We start from the raw sequence: 17212 nt of genomic DNA on the forward strand, positions 1-17212 counted from the left end.
CCACATTCTTGCTCACTTTTATCACCGTATTCTCTTTCTTGAACTCTCTCGACGCAAGCTTGTACGGCTTCTGTATCTCGCTCACATGTTCTACTGCGTCCATCGCCTCAAATATTTCTTTGTACTTTTCCGCTCTATCTCCTATCATGCCTATTATCGTAATATCCGCTTCTCCCTTTGAAACGTGAGGCTTATAGCCAAGTCCTTTTATCTTCTCCGTCACCGCTGCAATTTCTTTCTGCTTAGTCCCTTTTCTCAATGTTATTACCATATATCTTCACCTTTTTTTATTCCCTTTTATTTCTATCTTTCTTTTCTCTTATTCTCTCAACTCTTTTTACTTATTATATACCTTTTTCAACTTCTCTATAAATATTTCATTTTCTTCATGCAGCCCAACCGTCACTCTCGCCCAATCCTTAAGTTCGTATTCATCTAGCGCTCTTATTATCACTCCCTCTTTCAAAAGTCCTTTGAATAACTCTCTACCCTTTAACGCTCCCGCATTAAAAAAAATAAAATTCGCAGCTGTTTTAACATATTTTATTTTAAGCTCTTCAAATTTACTGTACAAATACTCTTTCTCTCTCTTTACAAGTTCCTGACTCTTGACTACCTGCTCTCTATCCTTTATAGCTGCCGCTCCTCCCGCTTGCGCTAACCGATTGACATTAAAAGGCGGTCTTATTCTTTCTATATACTCCACTATCTCTTTGCTTGCAAATCCATAAGCCACCCTCAACCCAGCCAGTCCGTATATTTTTGAAAAAGTCCTAAATACTATCAAATTTTCATTATCTCTTAAAAAGTCTACGCCGTCCGGATAAGCTCTCTCCAATAATCCATACTCAAAATACGCCTCGTCCAATACAACCAACGGCTTGACTTTGAACTTATTCAAAGGTACACTCTTCAAAAACTCCGAAACTTCTTCCTTATTATTATATGTCCCAGTAGGATTATTCGGATTTGTCACAAAAACCGCTTTCGTCCGCTCCCCGCACGCTTTTGCCATCGCCGTCAAATCCTGCTTAAATCCTTCTTTCATATCGACAATAACCGCTTTAGCTCCCATCAACTTCGCCGCCATCTCGTACCTTATAAACGAATGCCTCGAAATTACTATCTCATCTCCCTCTTTAAAAAATAACTTTCCTATCAATTCTATTATCTCATCTCCCCCAGCCCCAGTAAAAATTTCCTCTCTATCTATCTCATACCTCTCTGATAACGCCTTCTTTAACTCATACGAATTCGTATCGGGATAATAAAATATTCCCTCCAAATTCTCTCTTATCGCCTCAATCGCTTTCTTTGACGCTCCCAGCGGATTCTCGTTCGAAGCCAATTTTATTACCCTTTCCAGTCTCATCTCTCTCTTTATCGTCTCTATCGGCTTTCCAGCAACATACGGCTCAAAACCCTCGCATTCCTCTCTTATCATCTTTGTTATATACATTCTTTTCTCTTTCTCTTCCCTTTTTGTTAATTATACGACCACTTTTTCACTTATTTTTGTTATCGAACTACAAGGAATCTCTGATGACATCTTAAGTTATCTGATAGCTGCCCAAACTCTTCACTAAAATACAACTGCGCTCTAAACTCTCTATTGTTTTGGCTATATTTGCATCTTCCACATGCCCTTTAAAATCTACAAAAAACATATATTCCCACGCTCTTTTTTTCGTCGGTCGCGACTCTATCTTTGCCAAATTTACATTATTCTTGTTAAAAATACCCAATATATTATATAGCGCTCCCACTTTATCTTTAACCGTAAAAACCAAACTTGTTTTATCTTTCCCACTTGGTTTTGTTGAAATTTTTCCCAAAACAAAAAATCTCGTGAAATTTTCTCTGCTGTCCTGTATCCCCTTCTTCAGTATGCACAAATCATATATCTTCGCCGCCGCTTCACCTGCTATCGCTCCTGCAAAATCTTCCTTCGCTACTTTCTTCGCAGCCTCTGCCGTCGAGGAAACCGGAATCAGCTCTGCTTCGGGATAATTTCTATTTATCCAATTCCTACACTGCGCCAACGCATGCGGATGCGAATACACCCTCATAATTTTAGCCTCTCTATCTTTCCCTATAAAACACTGTTCTATCTTTAAACTTATTTCCCCGCATATCTTAAGTTCTGTCTCAACAAGTATATCAAGCGTAACATTCACTGATCCTTCATTCGAATTCTCCACAGGCACCACTCCAAATTCCGCCCTTCCGCTTTCTACTTCCATCATCACTTCCGTAGGACTCCCAACAGGTATAAAACACCCTGTAGACCCAAAATTCTTTATCGCCGCCTGATGCGTAAACGTCGCCCATGGACCCAAAAACGCAATCTTTGTCGGACTCTCCAAATTCCGGCACGCACTTATTATTTCCGTATATATATTCCTTAGCGCTTCTTCCCCTAAAACCTTCTTACTCGCAATTACGTTCTTCAACACTTCCTTCTCGCGCGACGGCACATATATATCCCCTCCGCCCTTCCCCCCATTTTTACTTTTCTCTCTCGCTACCTCTAACGCAAGTTCCGCCCTCTTATTTATAAGTTTCACTATTTCTCTATCAACTTTATCTATAGACTGTCTTGCACACTGTATCTTTGACGGCATCTATTCCCTCCACGCGCACAAACAAATTTAAAAAACTTTTTCTCTTCATTCGATCTAACATTCTCTGATTATCAATATAGTGTATTCTTTGTAAGTTATATCTAACCCATACTACATACTATTCGGAGTTATATGATTACGGAAAGAATCCTTTCAGCGCTATTATATATACTCTAAAAAACTTATTAAAAATTATTATTAAATTTGATTATAAAGGGTAAAGTCTTTTCCTCGAACAGGAGCAAACAAACAGAACATATTAAATACTTGCGAAAACAAGATTTTTAATCTTTTAGAATTTCAATTATTTTTTTAATCCCCGTCCTGAAAATCTTTTTGTCTTTCTGTCACCATTTAAATCCCGCGGACTAGTTAAAACACAAAAAAACATTTTACCGGCAACTCTGCCCGCAATAGCTACCTTCATATGAGCTTCCATAAAAGGTACAGTGATGGGTCTTGAATATTCTATATTATTTATGCAGCGATGGACAAATTTTATCTAGCGGACAAACCGTATGTGCGGGATTTCTTGCTTTGCAAATTCTTCTCCCTAAAGCTTGTATCAAAAAAGAGAATTTTATCCAATATTTTTGAGGAATTATTTTTACTAAATCTTTTTCAATCTTGACGGGATCGCAGTACTTTGTAAGTTTCAGTAAATTTGCAATTCTTATGACATGGGTATCAACGGCAATACCCTCAGCTTTTCCAAAAGCAACGCCTAAAACAACGTTCGCTGTTTTCCTTGCAACGCCGCTGAGATCAAGCAGTTCCTCCATAGTTTGCGGAACGTTTCCGTTATATTTACTTACTACCAACCGCGCAGATTTAATAATATTTTTTGCTTTATTTCTGAAAAATCCCGCAGATTTTATATAATTTTCAAGTTCAAAAACATCGGCGCCCGCGTAGTCTTCTACGCCTTTATATCTCTTAAAAAGATCCTTTGTTACTTTATTAACCCTTTCATCCGTGCATTGCGCGGATAAAATTGTCGCTGTAAGAAGTTCAAAAGGGTTGGAAAAATTAAGAGCGCATCTCACATTTCCATAATTTCTCTCTAAAATTTTTATTATTTTTAACGCATATTCTTTATTATTTTTTTCCATTGATAATTTTAAGTATTTTTTCGTGCATTACAACGCTGTTTGATGCAAGCATCGTATCTTTAAACACGACATCCTTTGAGCCGCAATAATCTGACACTTTTCCGCCTGCCTCTTGCACTATCAAAACGCCTGCTGCTATATCCCACGGTTTTAAACCCTCTTCCCAAAAGAAATCAAAACGCCCACACGCAACATAAGCCATATCCAAAGCAGCAGATCCGAGTCTTCTTATTCCTTGAGACTCAAGCACTATATTTTCAAAATTTTTCATTACTCTCACGCCGTCTTTTCTAACGTAATAAGGAAACCCCGTAACAGCTAAAGCGCGAATAGTGTCTTTTACTTCTGAGACTTTAATTTTCTTACCGTTAAGCCACGCCCCTTTATTTTTCTCTGAGACAAAAACTTCTTTCATAACTGGAGAATAAATCACTCCAGAAACAATTTCGTCTTTATATTTCAATCCTACGGAAACGCAAAATATCGGCACGCCGTGTACAAAATTTACAGTGCCGTCAAGAGGATCTATAATCCAGCAGTAATCTTTATTTATCTCGTTTACGCCGTCTTCTTCCGCCAAAATCCCGTGATGCGGAAAAACATCTTTTATTACTTTTATTATAGCCTTTTGCGAATTCTTGTCAGCCTGGGTAACCGGATCAATTTCCCCCTTATACTCAACGCTAAGTACGCTGTTATAGTATTTAAGAAGCACCGATGCTCCTTCTTTTGCAGCAGCCAAAGCCGTACTTGTATAAGACGAAAATTCCATATGCGCTCCTTACTTTTTAATTTACACAGTTCCGTATTCATCTTTTCGCCATGAGTATTTAATAAATTATAAAATTTTTTATTAGCCCCGCACTATTTAACTTGTTAACTTGATGTTAAAAAATTGTATATTTAATCTACTATATCCGCCTTATCGGATGTTATTATCCGCTAAACATTTCAAAAAATCAACAATAGACATACTCAGTTCTATATTTTTGTTCTTGCTTTTTAAGTCCTTTAATCCTACGACCAAACACACTAAAGAATACTTCCATCTTTCCATATCGGACAAATTCACAAACGCACCGTTCGACTAACCATTCCCAAACTTTAGATTTTTCTGAACACTGTAGAAATAGAAATCGCTTTTAAAAACTTTTCCCGTCTTTTAATAAAAGTGCATCCTCTCAATAAATCTTCTCAGAAAATGCGGGGATGACGGGATTTGAACCCGCGATCTCTGCCTTGACAGGGCAGTGTGTTAAACCAGGCTACACCACATCCCCAAAATATACAAACAGATCAACTAAATAAACCAATAATCAACAAGATTAATATTCCAATCCCTTATATACAGGAAATTCTTGACACAATTTCAACATGTCGAGTCTGACTTCGGAAATTATTTTCTCACTATTAATATTTTTAAGAACTTTAATTATCGCCTCCGCTATTTTTACCATTTCAGGCTCTTTCATGCCTCTTGTGGTGACAGCGGGCGAACCTATTCTTATTCCCGAAGTTATCGCCGGCTTTTCGAGGTCATAAGGTATTCCGTTTTTATTTAAAGTTATTCCTGCTTTTCCCAAAACATCCTGAGCGTTTTTACCTTTAACGTTTAAAGGTCTTAAGTCAACCAAAAACACGTGCGAGTCGGTGCCGCCGGAAACAATTTTTAAGTTCCCATTTTCTAAAGTTTCGGCAAGTTTCTTTGAATTAGCTAAAACCTGTCTCTGATATTCTTTAAATTCAGGCTTAAGCGCCTCGCCTAAAGCCACAGCTTTTGCAGCTATAACGTGCATTAAAGGTCCGCCTTGCTCTCCCGGAAAAACAGCAGAATTAATTTTTCTTGCAAGCTCTTCATTATTAGTGAGAATTAAACCGCCGCGCGGTCCGCGAAGCGTTTTATGAGTTGTCGTCGTGGTAATATCCGCACACTCTACAGGCGACGGATAAACACCCGCAGCTATTAAACCCGCGTAATGCGCCATATCCGACATATGATAAGCGCCAGCTTTTTTTGCAATTTCACTTATTTTCTCCCAATCCCAAATCCTCGAATATGCGCTCGCGCCGCTAATTATCAGTTTAGGATTATGCTTCGAAGCAAGATTTTCTATTTCATTATAATCTATGTAGCCTGTTTTTTCGTTTACCGAATAGGAAACAATATTAAACCATTTGCCTGAAACATTAAAAGGACTGCCGTGCGTTAAATGTCCGCCGTGCAATAAATTGAGACCCATAACGGTATCACCGGGTTTTAAAAGAGCAAGCAGTACGGCAAAATTTGCCTGCGCGCCGGAATGCGGTTGCACGTTTGCAAACTTTGCATTAAAAAGCTTTTTCGCCCTTTCTATCGCAATAGTTTCCGCTATATCTACAATCTCGCACCCTCCGTAATATCTTTTACCCGGATATCCTTCGGCGTATTTATTCGTAAGGCAAGACCCCTGCGCTTCCATGACCGCCTGCGAAGTTATATTTTCAGAAGCGATAAGCTCTATAGTTTCTCTCTGTCTCTCAAGTTCTTTTACCAACATATCATAAATTTCGCCATCACTTTTCTTTATGCTTTCCATTTTTTTCTCCTGTATTATCCTATCCTATACGAACTTTAATATCTCATCAGTATTTAAACAGCCTTTACGAACAACTGTATAGGGAAACTCTACCATATCTATAACTGTAGATTCAAAAGAGAATTTACACTGTCCGCCGTCAACAGCAATATCAACTATCCCGTCAAATTTTGAAGTTTCGTCTATATTTTTTGCACTTTTTTCGCTCGATATATTGACAGAAGTCGTAAAAACAGGCTTACCCGTTTCTTTCAACAGTTTTAACACAAACTTGTTATCTGGAATTCTCACTCCTAAATCTTTTCTGCCGCCAGACAAAATCTTCCCCATTTCCGTTGTAGAAAATATCAATGTGAGCTGCCCAGGCCAAAATTTCTCGGCAATTTTCAGCGCTTTTTCGGGGATTTCAACAAACATTTTCATGCTTTTAATATCTGGCGACATCAGAATAAACGGCTTTTTCTGACTTCTGCTCTTAATCTTACATAACGCTTTTTGTGCTTTTATATTAAAAGCGTCAACGGCAAAACCGTAAACTGTATCCGTGGGGATAATCGCTATTCCGCCGCTTTTTATGATCTCGGCCGTCTTTTTATGCACTTTTTTGTTTCTCGATGAAATCTTCAAAGTCATATATTTGCCTTACTCTAAAGGATGGACAGTCAACACTTGTCGGACGAGAACAATTAAAAAAATTGCCATTCTAAAAAAAGATACAGTCTTTAAACAGCCAGCACCCTCAATCGGATGAAAATAACCAGAAAAACACTTTTTCGGCGACTGCGCTCGCATTTCAATTTTCATTTCGCTCTTCAGCTTCTGTAGTCGCCGTTTATTTTAACATAATCATATGAAAAGTCGCACGTATAATACTTACTGCTTTTTTCACCCGCTTTTAAATCTACAACAATCTTGACTTCTTTTTTAAGTAAAGATTTTTTTGCCTCTTCTTCAGAAAAATTTAACGCAATGCCGTTTTTAAAAGTATGTATGCCGCCTATATATATGTCAACTTTATTGAAGTCAAATTTTACACCCGCTCTGCCTGCAGCGGCGATAACCCTACCCCAGTTTGCATCCGCGCCGAAAATCGCCGTTTTAAGAAGCGGCGATGTCGCTATTGTCGAAGCTATAAGCTTCGCATCGTTTTCGATTTCAGCATTTTTAACTTCAATTTCAATAAACTTTGTCGCACCCTCGCCGTCTTTTGCAACAGATTTTGCAAGTTCAAGAGTAATATCGTCAAACGCTTCTATAAATTTTTCTAAATCCGCTTCGGATAATTTCCCCGTACCGCTATGCCCATTAGCCAAAACTATTAAAGTATCGTTAGTTGACGTATCTCCGTCAACAGATACGCAGTGAAAAGATTTATCCGCAGAATTTTCCAATATTTTCTGAAGAGTTTTACTCTCAATTTCAGCATCAGTTAAAATAAACGAGAGCATTGTAGCGTGAAGTCCCTGCATATCTGGGTGTATCATACCCGCGCCTTTCACACAGCCCCAGATTTTAATTTCGCCATTTTTGACTTCAATTTTTCTGCTCGTTTTTTTTATAAAAGTATCCGTAGTCATTATTGCAAGAACAGCCTCATCTTCATTTTCAGAAGATACGCCGATATTATTTTTTAACATATCGACGTTCTTTTCAAAGTCGTCCCCGGAAATACTTAAGTATTGTCCTATAACGCCAGTCGAAGCACACAAAACAGAACCGCTCTCAAAATCAAAAGATTTTTCTACTATTGAACACATATTCTCAGCATCTTTTTTCCCTTTGTCACCGGTACATGCATTTGCACACCCCGAATTCGCTATAATACCTGAAAACTTGCCGCCTTTTTCCAATCTTTCAATATCCGTAAGAACCGGTGCGGCTTTTACAATGTTTTTTGTAAACATACCGGCAGCATGTGCAGGCGATTCGGAAATAAAAAGAGCTAAATCTTTTTTTCCTTCATTTTTTGATAAGCCGCTGCGTATTCCTCCGACTTTAAAACCTTTTGGAAGCATTGTCTTTAATTTCTCCTTGCAGTCAAACTTTACGGCGCATATTCAAACCGTCTATAATCCTACGGTCTCGGGTAAGCCGAACATAATATTCATATTCTGTACCGCCTGTCCCGATGCGCCTTTGACTAAATTGTCTATAACCGAAACTACGACAAGTCTATCTGTTCTCTCGTCAACTTTAATACTTATTTCACAATAATTCGTATTTGAAACATCTTTTATTCCCGGCATCACACCCTCATCGAGAATTTTTACAAATTGCCTACCGCCGTAAAATTCTCTATATTTCTCAAGGATTGCAGATATCGGAACATGCTTTTTCATACTTACATAAATCGTTGAAAGCATGCCTCTTTCAACGGGAATAATATGCGGAGTAAAACTTATAGTTACGGCTTCTCCCGACAAAACCGAGAGTTCCTGTTCTATCTCAGGAATATGCCTGTGTCCGCCTGCAATTTTGTAGGCTCTAAAATTAGGATGTTCATCTTTAAAATATGCTTGCGCACTTTTTCTACCGGCTCCGGAGATACCGCTTTTTGAATCTATAACTATTCCTTTCAGGTTTATAAAATCGTTTTTTACGGCTGGCGCACAGCCTAAAATAACCGTTGTAGGATAGCAGCCGGGATTTGCAATAAGCAAAGCCTTTTTTATTTTCTCAGCATTCAGTTCCGACAATCCGTAAACAGCTTTCTTGATGTATTCTTTTGCAGTATGTTTTATATTATACCACTTTTCGTAAACTTCCGGCTTGCTCAACCTAAAATCCGCAGATAAATCTATAACTTTAACTCCGGCATCAATAAGATGCGGAACAATTTCAAAAGCAACAGCATGCGGCAGCGCAAGAAAAACCACATCGCATTTGTCGGCGACTTTTTTCACGTCTAAAGCTTCGACTCTCAAATCCAAGTGGCTAAAACGCGGATACACATCCTTTAAATGTCTTTCTTCAGAAGAACTTCTGCCGAAAAGCCCGGTTATTTTCACATCCGGATGGTTTAAAAGAATTTTTAAAAGCTCTTCTCCTGTGTATCCTGTTATACCTACAATTCCTGCTTTAACCATTCTTTTCCCCGATTTTACAATAATTACGAATGTTTGAAAATAATTTTCAAAACAAATCTATCCGCAACAGCGACTTTGCACACTATTGAAACTCCGCTTTCCGCATTTTACTTTCCGGATATATCAAAATTACAAACTCACCCACCAAATTGCGTTTCATCTTAATATTTTCTGAAACTTCTTTAACTGTTCCTCTTATAAACTCTTCAAACTTTTTCGTCATTTCTCTTGCCAGACAAATTTTAGCATCTTCGCCAAACACATCCAAACATATTTCAATAGTTTTGAGTATTCTGCGCGGAGACTCATAAAAAACTATAGTTTTTTCTAAATTTAAAAGCTCGGACAACTCTTTTCTAATCTTGCCGGGCTTCCTTTTTAAAAATCCGCAAAATATAAAACCGTCCGATGGAAGGCCGGAACCTACAAGAGCGGTTGTTACTGCGCTCGCTCCCGGCAAAATTTCAGTTTTTATGCCTTTTTCCAAAGCCTCTCTAATTAAAACATATCCAGGGTCAGAAATACCCGGAGTTCCTGCATCTGAAATGAGAGCAACTTTTTTCCCCTCTGACAACTCGTTAAGTATCCGTCCAAGCCTGCGGCGTTCGTTATAGGAATAAAAACTCACCAAAGGTTTTGAAATCTCAAAATGCGATAAAAGCTTTAAACTCTGCCTTGTATCCTCACAGGCAATCAAATCACAATCTCTGAGCGTTTTTAAAGCTCTTAAAGTTATATCTTCAAGATTTCCTATTGGAGTCGGAACTATGTATAAAACGCCATTCATTTTACGATATGTTGGCATATATAGCACTCCCATTCAGCGTCGTTAACTTACCCCCTCCTCTCCAAATTCCGCCCAACGGAAATTTCGCAAACTTTCCCGGCACCGCCTCATAATTTTTATTATAATCCCAAGAATTATCAGCCGCTTGTTTTAGAACGCGTAAGAAGTTTTTCAAATTCCAACTTAAGCTGCGATACCGAATATACTATTGAAACTCGATTTATAACAGCTGTGCAGCCGCCGTTTTCAAGGAACACATCTCATGTCAAACAAAAACAGTTACAAATATTTGCCGTCGATAACGATTTTAGAGCGCTCGCGTTCGCTTCTGCGCCAAAATATCCGCGCAGTATATTCAAAAGTAATTTTTTTTGATTTTATAATTTTTTCGAGCCGTAGGTCAACTAAAAAAAAGAGCGTCTATCATAGCGACAATGGATAAAAACAGATGAAGAGGCGGATCGGCAGAGCAATCGGATTTTTTGTTTTTTTTAAGCGGTGCGCAGGATTTACTCGAATTTTGACAATTTTTTAATAATTTGTTTACAATAACCACTAAATGAATGAAAAAGATTTGTCTTTATTTAAGCTCCTTTTGGCAGCGGATATAGGCACGGTAAGATTTTTCAGACTGCTTGAAAGATTCGGCGATACAGAGTCAATCCTTAAAGCGTCTAAAAGAGATATCGTGTCGGTTGATGGCATAGGTCCGACAATAGCAGACGCAGTTCTTAACTCTTCAAATTCCAATAAAGCTGAAAAAGAATTTGAAACCGCAATAAAAAACAATATAAAAATCGTTTTTTACAACAACAGCGATTATCCAAAACCGTTAAAAGAGCTTGTAGACAAGCCGCTTGTTCTCTATATTAAAGGCAGCATTTTAGAAAAAGATTTTGACTCCATATCAATAGTCGGTTCAAGAAGAATAAGCAATTATGGAAAAACAGTTACGTCAGAGTTTGCATCTTATTTCGCAAAAAAAGGAATAACAATCATTTCAGGACTGGCAAGAGGCGTCGATAGTCAAGCCCATATTGCAGCTTTAGAAAATAAATCAAGAACCGTAGCCGTTTTAGGGAACGGATTGCTCACAAACTATCCACCCGAAAATGCAAAATTACAGGAAAAGATTTCACAATACGGCGCAGTTATAAGCGAATTCCCGCTTCATAAACAGCCTGACAGGGGAACTTTTCCTAGAAGAAACAGAATAATCGCCGGATTTTCCAGAACAACACTGATTACAGAAGCGGCGCTTGGAAGCGGAGCTCTAATAACGGCAAGATTCTGCGCTGAATACGGAAAAGATGTTTTTGCAATTCCGGGAAACATATATTCAAGCGTATCAAAAGGAACAAACGAACTCATACAAAGCGGCGCTTTTATCGCGTTAAGTCCGCATGATATGGCAGATCAGCTCGGATGGATTCCAAAAGACAAAACTGCAAAAACAACCAAACTCCCCGTTCTCGACAAACTCGAATCGGAAGTTCTTACTCTGATAGAAAACGATAGCATGGGACTGCCGCCGGATTTAATCGCCCAAAAATTAAATATCGGGATTTCAGAAATGGCGGCGGTGCTTTTAAAGCTTGAAATAAACGGACTTATAAAAACAACTCCGGGACAAATATACGTAAGAGTGTATTGAAAAAGAAAGGAAGAAAATAATGTCAAAATATTTAGTTATAGTGGAATCGCCTGCAAAAGAAAAAACAATATCAAAAATTTTAGGCAAAGACTTTACCGTAAAAAGCTCTTACGGACATATAAGAGATCTGCCTAAAAGCAAACTCGGTATTGACATTGAAGACAATTTCAAACCAACATATAAAAACATAGCAAAAGCCAGAAAACTTATATCAAACCTAAAAAAAGAAGCTGAAAATTCCGACAAAATTTACCTTGCCACTGATTTCGACCGCGAAGGGGAAGCCATTGCATGGCACTTAAAAGAAGCATTAAAACTTCCGGATCCTAAAATTTCAAGAATAACGTTTCACGAGATTACGACTGAAGCAATTCTTGACGCCGTAAAACATCCGAGAGGACTGGATATGGAGCTTGTAAACAGCCAGCAAACACGAAGAATTTTAGACAGACTTGTAGGATACAAACTTTCCCCGCTCTTATGGAAAAAAGTAAAACGCGGACTCTCAGCGGGAAGAGTGCAATCCGTAGCCGTAATGATTATATGCAACAGAGAAGAAGAAATTAAAAAGTTTATTCCGGTAGAATATTGGAGCATCGAAGCAGAACTGTCAAAACTTGAAAAGAACACGCTGCCTTTTAAAGCACAACTTTTTTCAAAAAACGACATCAAGTTTGAAAAACTCTCAATAAAAAACAAAGAACAGTCCGACGAAATATTGAAAGAGCTTGAAGGCGCAAAATACATCGTAAAGTTGGTCGACACAAAACAGCGCAAACGCTCCCCTTACGCGCCTTATATCACTTCGACACTACAGCAGGACGCTTCAAGAAGACTTGGGTTTCCAGTCTCAAAAACAATGTTTGTCGCGCAGAAATTGTACGAAGGCATCAATATAGGCGACAGCACGAACGTCGGACTTATAACCTATATGAGAACCGACTCTTTAAATATCGCAAAAAGCGTCCAGAACGAGACATTAAAATTTATAGAGTCTTCTTACGGAAACGATTTTCTTCCCAAAACACCAAGAGTTTATAAAACAAAAATCAAAGGAGCGCAAGAAGCGCACGAAGCGATAAGACCTACTTCTCCAAACAGGATACCGTCTGAGATAAAACAACATTTATCTGAGGATGAATTCAAACTTTACAGTTTAATATGGAAAAGATTTTTGGCAAGCCAGATGGCAGACGCGATTTACAATACTGTAACAGCGGAAATCTCGGCAAAAGATTATTTGTTTAAGGCGTTTGGGAGTACATTACTGTTTGACGGATTTTTGAAAGCCTATAATATAGACGACGATGGAAAGGAGACAAAGCTTCCTTCTTTAAAAAGCGGTGAGGAATTAAATCTTCTACAGTTGCTTCCATGTCAGCATTTCACGGAACCGCCGCCACGCTATAACGAAGCGAGTTTAATTAAAGCTCTTGAAGAACACGGTATAGGAAGACCATCTACTTACGCCCCCACGATTAAAACTATCCTAGACAGAATATACGTGCGTCTCGACAACAAAAAATTTACTCCTACGGATCTCGGCATAGTCGTAAACAACGTTTTAAAACAACACTTTGGAAATATAATCAACGTTGAGTTCACGGCAGACATTGAAGAAAAGCTCGACGAAATCGCGGAAGATAAAGCTATTTGGCAAAACGTTCTAAAAGATTTCTATACGCCGTTTGAAAAAGATTTAAACGAAGCGGAAAAAAATTTGCAAAGACAAAAAGTTCCGGTACAGCAGAGTTCGGAAATATGCCCTAAATGCGGAAAAAATATGGTTGTAAGATATTCCAGAAGAGTACGATTTCTAGGATGTTCCGGGTATCCCGAATGTAATGCGACATTGTCTTTAGATAAAAATGGCCAAGTCGCCGAAGCTCCTCAAGAAACAGATATGAAATGCGACAAATGCGGTAGTCCGCTTATTAAAAAAGCGGGATTTATGGGAAAACAATATCTCTCATGTAAAAATTATCCGGAATGCAAAACCAAATATAACATTGATGAGAACGGAAACAAGATAATCATGCCCGAACCCAAGCATACGGATATAAAATGCAATAAATGCGGTTCGGAAATGCTTAAAAGAATAGGAAAAAGAGGACACTTTCTCACTTGTTCGGCATTCCCTAAATGCAGGAATTTACAATGGATCAAAACAGACAAGACGGTGAAGTCTCCGGAAAAGAAAACAGCAAACAAATAGATTCTTTTGAAAAGTACCTTAAAGCCGAGCGGAATTTCTCTCCGCACACTTTAAGAGCTTACATAAGAGATATTCTTGACTTTGCTCTCTTTCTGAAGAAAAAACAGTTAAATTTTTGCCATGCCGACAAATACGACATAAGAAAATTTCTTGAAGAACTCAATAATAAGAAATTAGGCAAAGCAACGCTTGCAAGAAAATTCGCGGCACTGCGCACCTTCTACAAATTTTTAATAATCAACAAAATTATTGAAGAAAATCCCATAGAAAGCATGACAGTCGGACTGAAAAAAGATAAAAAAGTTCCATCGTTTTTAACTGAAAATGAAACACAAGCGCTTTTAAATCTGCCTGACATAAAACTGCGCGATAAAGCAATGATAGAACTTCTTTACTCATGCGGTCTGAGAATTGAAGAGCTAGTAAGTTTAAATTTAAAAAATATAGACTTTATATCAAACATCGTCACCGTAAAAGGCAAAGGAAATAAAGAAAGAATCGTGCCGATGGGGAACATCTGTCTTTACGCGATAAGAGATTATATAAACGCACGACGCAATTCCGGTCTCCCTTGCGATATAGAATCACCAGTATTTTTAAGCGACCACAACAAAAGACTTAACCAAAGAACCGCCAGAAGAATTTTACACAGATATTTTGTTAAAGCAGGTTTTACAAAAAAAGTAAGCCCGCATACTTTAAGGCACACATTTGCGACGCACATTCTTGACAGAGGCGGCGACCTGAGAAGCATTCAGGAAATGTTAGGACATAAAAATCTTTCTACAACGCAAATTTACACGCACGTGACAATAGAAAGCCTGAAAAAAGTTTACCAGAAGGCACACCCAAGAGCAAAATAACCACAACGTTTATGAACAAAGCTGCCGTTATGTCATCACTGCCGTTCGCTTTTTAAACTGCAAACTCCAAAACAAACTGAGAAATTAATAAAATCGCATACACAACAGGCTTAAAGAAATCACTGTTGCTTCAAAAGAAGAGATTTCAAAAACAATTACACCTCTTCTTCCATCCTATTGTCGTTAAAATGAAAATTGTAAACGAAGAATTAAATCTCGCACAATGCAAAATACGATAATCCTCATCAAACGTGCAACCGAAATAAAAGATAACAATCAAAAATTATCATTTTGCAATAAAGACACAGTGTTGAAATCATCAAATAACACAGTAAAAATGCAAAATATAAGTATTGAGTTATACCGTCAAAAATATAAGGAGTTCAAAACAATTGAGGAGCAATAGATTTAGTTGAATTTGAATATCTTAGATTGAAAAGCAGCAGGGCGAAAATAAAATAAAAAACATATTCAAGAATAATTATATATCGTTAAGAAATACTAACGTTTTGTATCCGACGGATAAATTATATATTTATTATTTGCCGACGACAAATATGAGTCGCTTAATAAAAGCAGCCTCCAGACAAAAATCCGGAGGCTGTTTGTTTATTCCAATAAATATCTCTATCTTAATATTCAGGCATAGGAGGCATCCCGCCGCCCATAGGCAGTTTTGGAGATTTTTCAGGAATGTCAGTCACCAACGTTTCAGTTGTAAGAATAAGCCCTGCTATCGAAGCGGCATTCTCTAACGCCGTTCTAGTTACTTTTGCAGGATCAACAATACCAGCTTTTATCATATCAACATATTCGTTGCTATCTGCATTGTAGCCAAAAGCGGCATCACTTGAATTTTTAACCTTATCAACTACGATAGAAGCTTCAAGACCAGCATTTTCAACTATCATTCTTATAGGTCCTTCAAGGGCTTTAAGAACTATCTCAATGCCTGTTCTTTCATCAGAATCTAAAGCTTTAACTTGTTTTAAAACAGCCTGCGTTTTAAGAAGAGCTACTCCGCCACCGGCAACAATACCTTCTTCAACGCCAGCTCTTGTTGCATTTAAAGCGTCTTCAACTTTAAATTTCCTTGTTTTCATTTCTACTTCAGTCGCAGCTCCCACGTTTACAACCGCAACACCGCCGACCAGTTTTGCAAGTCTTTCCTGAAGTTTTTCTTTATCATAATCCGACTTTGTATCCTCAATCTGTTTGCGGATCTGAGCTATTCTCGCTTCTATTTCTTTCTTATCGCCAAGACCTGAAACTATCGTCGTATTTTCTTTATCGACAACAACTCTTTTCGCCTGTCCGAGAAGATCTATCGTAGCTTTGTCAAACTTTAAACCGGTTTCTTCAGTGATAACCGTTCCGCCTGTGAGAATTGCTATATCCTGAAGCATTTCTTTTCTCCTATCGCCAAAACCCGGAGCCTTTACAGCTATAACTTTAAGAGTTCCTCGAATCTTGTTAAGAACCAAAGTCGCAAGAGCTTCCCCTTCTATATCTTCCGCAATAACAATAAAAGACTTGCCGGTCTGTATAACTTTTTCAAGCAAAGGAAGTATCTCCTGCATCGAACTTACTTTTTTATCGGTAATTATTATATAAGGATCTTCCAAAACGCCCTGCATTCTTTCAGTATCAGTCACAAAATAATGCGAACTGTAGCCCCTGTCAAATTGCATTCCTTCCACAACGTCGAGAGTAGTTTCTGAAGATTTTCCCTCTTCGACGGTTATAACGCCGTCTTTCCCTACTTTTTCCATCGCGTCGGCAATCAAATTTCCGATTTCTTTGTCACTTGCCGAAATTGAAGCAACCTGAGCTATTTCTTCTTTATTTTTTACCTGTTTTGCAATTTTTTTAATCTCGCCAATAACCGCGGCTACAGCTTTCTCAATGCCTTTCTTTATATGATTTGCGTTTGCACCAGCAGTGATATTCTTAAGTCCCTCGTTTATTAAAGACTGTGCCAAAACTGTAGCGGTTGTCGTTCCATCTCCCGCTATATCGTTGGTTTTTGAAGCAACTTCTTTTACAAGCTGAGCGCCCATATTTTCAAAAGGATCTTCAAGTTCAATTTCTTTTGCAATTGTCACGCCGTCATTTGTGATAGTCGGCGCGCCAAATTTTTTATCCAAGACAACATATCTGCCTTTAGGTCCAAGCGTTATCTTTACCGCATTCGCAAGTTTATCAACACCGCTTTTCATAGCTTTACGAGCTTCATCGCCATAAATCAACTGTTTTGCCATATTATTTTCTCCTCATTTATTTTATGTGTTGCTA

15 protein-coding genes, 1 tRNA gene and 1 pseudogene are annotated in these 17212 nt (G+C 38.1%); 3 read left to right on the forward strand and 14 right to left on the reverse strand.

Annotation, left to right across the window (positions count from 1 at the left end; translation table 11 throughout):
* The 13 genes and pseudogenes from LE179_RS01340 to rsmI all read right to left on the reverse strand — a co-directional run.
* Positions 1–271, reverse strand: a pseudogene (locus LE179_RS01340) (3-deoxy-7-phosphoheptulonate synthase); the annotation flags it as partial.
* A gap of 66 nt (positions 272–337) precedes the next feature.
* On the reverse strand, positions 338–1459 hold the full coding sequence (gene hisC, locus LE179_RS01345; protein ID WP_374128577.1) for a histidinol-phosphate transaminase: 1122 nt from the start codon (positions 1457–1459) through the stop codon (positions 338–340).
* A 91-nt stretch (positions 1460–1550) separates the two neighbouring features.
* On the reverse strand, positions 1551–2624 hold the full coding sequence (gene pheA / locus LE179_RS01350; protein WP_374128578.1) for a prephenate dehydratase: 1074 nt from the start codon (positions 2622–2624) through the stop codon (positions 1551–1553).
* A gap of 304 nt (positions 2625–2928) precedes the next feature.
* Positions 2929–3051, reverse strand: a complete 123-nt coding sequence (locus tag LE179_RS01355) for a hypothetical protein (RefSeq protein ID WP_374128579.1) — start codon at positions 3049–3051, stop codon at positions 2929–2931.
* Between the two features lie 46 nt (positions 3052–3097).
* Complete coding sequence (gene nth, locus LE179_RS01360) at positions 3098–3736, reverse strand: endonuclease III (RefSeq protein ID WP_374128580.1); 639 nt, start codon at positions 3734–3736, stop codon at positions 3098–3100.
* Positions 3723–4508, reverse strand: a complete 786-nt coding sequence (locus tag LE179_RS01365) for an inositol monophosphatase (RefSeq protein WP_374128581.1) — start codon at positions 4506–4508, stop codon at positions 3723–3725. The genes nth and LE179_RS01365 overlap by 14 nt, the downstream gene beginning before the upstream one ends.
* 432 nt (positions 4509–4940) lie before the next feature.
* A tRNA-Asp gene (locus tag LE179_RS01370) sits at positions 4941–5016 on the reverse strand.
* Between the two features lie 45 nt (positions 5017–5061).
* Positions 5062–6312 carry a serine hydroxymethyltransferase gene (glyA, locus tag LE179_RS01375; protein WP_374128582.1) on the reverse strand — a complete coding sequence of 417 codons (1251 nt, stop codon included), beginning with the start codon at positions 6310–6312 and terminating at the stop codon, positions 5062–5064.
* A gap of 24 nt (positions 6313–6336) precedes the next feature.
* A complete protein-coding gene (locus LE179_RS01380; RefSeq protein ID WP_374128583.1) occupies positions 6337–6939 on the reverse strand; it encodes an L-threonylcarbamoyladenylate synthase in 603 nt (200 codons plus the stop codon).
* A gap of 15 nt (positions 6940–6954) precedes the next feature.
* Positions 6955–7116, reverse strand: a complete 162-nt coding sequence (locus LE179_RS01385; protein ID WP_374128584.1) for a hypothetical protein — start codon at positions 7114–7116, stop codon at positions 6955–6957.
* 8 nt (positions 7117–7124) lie between these two features.
* Positions 7125–8327 carry a bifunctional glutamate N-acetyltransferase/amino-acid acetyltransferase ArgJ gene (gene argJ, locus LE179_RS01390; protein ID WP_374128585.1) on the reverse strand — a complete coding sequence of 401 codons (1203 nt, stop codon included), beginning with the start codon at positions 8325–8327 and terminating at the stop codon, positions 7125–7127.
* A gap of 51 nt (positions 8328–8378) precedes the next feature.
* Positions 8379–9398, reverse strand: a complete 1020-nt coding sequence (gene argC, locus LE179_RS01395) for an N-acetyl-gamma-glutamyl-phosphate reductase (protein WP_374128586.1) — start codon at positions 9396–9398, stop codon at positions 8379–8381.
* Between the two features lie 82 nt (positions 9399–9480).
* Positions 9481–10203 (reverse strand): 16S rRNA (cytidine(1402)-2'-O)-methyltransferase, encoded by a 723-nt coding sequence (rsmI, locus tag LE179_RS01400; protein WP_374128587.1) that lies wholly within the window; start codon positions 10201–10203, stop codon positions 9481–9483.
* Positions 10204–10744: 541 nt separating this feature from the next.
* Here rsmI and dprA point away from each other — a divergent pair.
* From dprA to xerA, 3 genes are read left to right on the forward strand one after another with little or no spacing between them, the layout of a single operon-like run.
* The gene (gene dprA / locus LE179_RS01405) at positions 10745–11839 is read left to right on the forward strand and encodes a DNA-processing protein DprA (RefSeq protein WP_374128588.1); all 1095 of its coding nucleotides are present in this window, start codon (positions 10745–10747) and stop codon (positions 11837–11839) included.
* Positions 11840–11858: 19 nt separating this feature from the next.
* Positions 11859–14054 (forward strand): type I DNA topoisomerase, encoded by a 2196-nt coding sequence (gene topA, locus LE179_RS01410; RefSeq protein ID WP_374128589.1) that lies wholly within the window; start codon positions 11859–11861, stop codon positions 14052–14054.
* Positions 13997–14917 carry a site-specific tyrosine recombinase/integron integrase gene (gene xerA / locus LE179_RS01415; RefSeq protein WP_374128590.1) on the forward strand — a complete coding sequence of 307 codons (921 nt, stop codon included), beginning with the start codon at positions 13997–13999 and terminating at the stop codon, positions 14915–14917. The genes topA and xerA overlap by 58 nt, the downstream gene beginning before the upstream one ends.
* Positions 14918–15549: 632 nt before the next feature.
* On the opposite strand, the gene groL is transcribed toward xerA, so the two are convergent.
* The gene (groL, locus tag LE179_RS01420; protein ID WP_374128591.1) at positions 15550–17178 is read right to left on the reverse strand and encodes a chaperonin GroEL; all 1629 of its coding nucleotides are present in this window, start codon (positions 17176–17178) and stop codon (positions 15550–15552) included.
* Positions 17179–17212 lie beyond the last annotated feature (34 nt).

It is taken from the genome of Candidatus Endomicrobiellum agilis (genome assembly GCF_020328115.1).
Taxonomy (GTDB): Bacteria; Elusimicrobiota; Endomicrobiia; order Endomicrobiales; family Endomicrobiaceae; genus Endomicrobiellum; species Endomicrobiellum agilis.

What these genes read in the sequence shown, in the direction of transcription:
- groL (WP_374128591.1), bottom strand. Translation starts at nt 17,178, where the DNA reads ATGGCAAAACAGTTGATTTATGGCGATGAAGCTCGTAAAGCTATGAAA.
- glyA (WP_374128582.1), bottom strand. Translation starts at nt 6,312, where the DNA reads ATGGAAAGCATAAAGAAAAGTGATGGCGAAATTTATGATATGTTGGTA.
- pheA (WP_374128578.1), bottom strand. Translation starts at nt 2,624, where the DNA reads ATGCCGTCAAAGATACAGTGTGCAAGACAGTCTATAGATAAAGTTGAT.
- LE179_RS01355 (WP_374128579.1), bottom strand. Translation starts at nt 3,051, where the DNA reads ATGAAGGTAGCTATTGCGGGCAGAGTTGCCGGTAAAATGTTTTTTTGT.
- argJ (WP_374128585.1), bottom strand. Translation starts at nt 8,327, where the DNA reads ATGCTTCCAAAAGGTTTTAAAGTCGGAGGAATACGCAGCGGCTTATCA.
- LE179_RS01365 (WP_374128581.1), bottom strand. Translation starts at nt 4,508, where the DNA reads ATGGAATTTTCGTCTTATACAAGTACGGCTTTGGCTGCTGCAAAAGAA.
- hisC (WP_374128577.1), bottom strand. Translation starts at nt 1,459, where the DNA reads ATGTATATAACAAAGATGATAAGAGAGGAATGCGAGGGTTTTGAGCCG.
- xerA (WP_374128590.1), top strand. Translation starts at nt 13,997, where the DNA reads ATGGATCAAAACAGACAAGACGGTGAAGTCTCCGGAAAAGAAAACAGC.
- rsmI (WP_374128587.1), bottom strand. Translation starts at nt 10,203, where the DNA reads ATGCCAACATATCGTAAAATGAATGGCGTTTTATACATAGTTCCGACT.
- LE179_RS01385 (WP_374128584.1), bottom strand. Translation starts at nt 7,116, where the DNA reads ATGAAAATTGAAATGCGAGCGCAGTCGCCGAAAAAGTGTTTTTCTGGT.
- dprA (WP_374128588.1), top strand. Translation starts at nt 10,745, where the DNA reads ATGAATGAAAAAGATTTGTCTTTATTTAAGCTCCTTTTGGCAGCGGAT.
- topA (WP_374128589.1), top strand. Translation starts at nt 11,859, where the DNA reads ATGTCAAAATATTTAGTTATAGTGGAATCGCCTGCAAAAGAAAAAACA.
- argC (WP_374128586.1), bottom strand. Translation starts at nt 9,398, where the DNA reads ATGGTTAAAGCAGGAATTGTAGGTATAACAGGATACACAGGAGAAGAG.
- nth (WP_374128580.1), bottom strand. Translation starts at nt 3,736, where the DNA reads ATGGAAAAAAATAATAAAGAATATGCGTTAAAAATAATAAAAATTTTA.